General features: G+C 63.1%; 1 pseudogene. It reads right to left on the bottom strand.

The features are described 5' to 3' along the window. Positions 1 to 56 precede the first annotated feature (56 nt). Positions 57 to 623, bottom strand: a pseudogene (locus ACP5MM_RS09830) (phosphopyruvate hydratase); the annotation flags it as partial.

Here is a 623-nt window from a genome sequence, read left to right as displayed (position 1 = left end):
GCTCCGCCGTGGGAAACAGCAGGCTGTGAAACGTGGGAAGTGACGTCATGCCCCCCTCAGCGGCGGTAGGGGTTGATGAACTCGGCGCTGTCGCCCAGTTCGGTCTCGATCTCCATCAGGCGGTTGTACTTGGCCAGGCGCTCGCTGCGCGCGGGCGCGCCCGATTTCATCTGCCCTGCGCCCACGGCCACGGCGAAGTCTGAAAGGAAGGCATCTTCGGTCTCGCCGCTGCGATGCGACATCACCGTGCCCCAGCCAACCTTCTGGCACAGCCGCACCGCGGCAATGGTCTCGCTCACCGTGCCGATCTGGTTGAGCTTGATGAGCGAGGCGTTGGCCGTGCCCTCGTCGATACCGCGCTGGATGATGCGGGTATTGGTGACAAAGTTGTCGTCACCAACAATCTGAATCCGGTCGCCCAGTTGCCGCGTCATGGCGGCAAAGCCCGCCCAGTCGTCCTCGGCATGGCCGTCTTCGATGGAGACGATGGGAAAGACATTGAGCCAGCTCCGGTACAGATCCACCATCTCCTGACTGTCGAGCACCTGATTGCCCGAGCGCTGCAAGTGGTAGCGGCCATTTCTGTAGAACGAGGTGGAGGCCGGATCGAGCGCGATGGCCAG

Source organism: Acidithiobacillus sp., assembly GCF_049965315.1.
GTDB lineage: Bacteria > Pseudomonadota > Gammaproteobacteria > Acidithiobacillales > Acidithiobacillaceae > Acidithiobacillus_B.
This window is presented reverse-complemented; position numbering and strand designations above follow the sequence as displayed.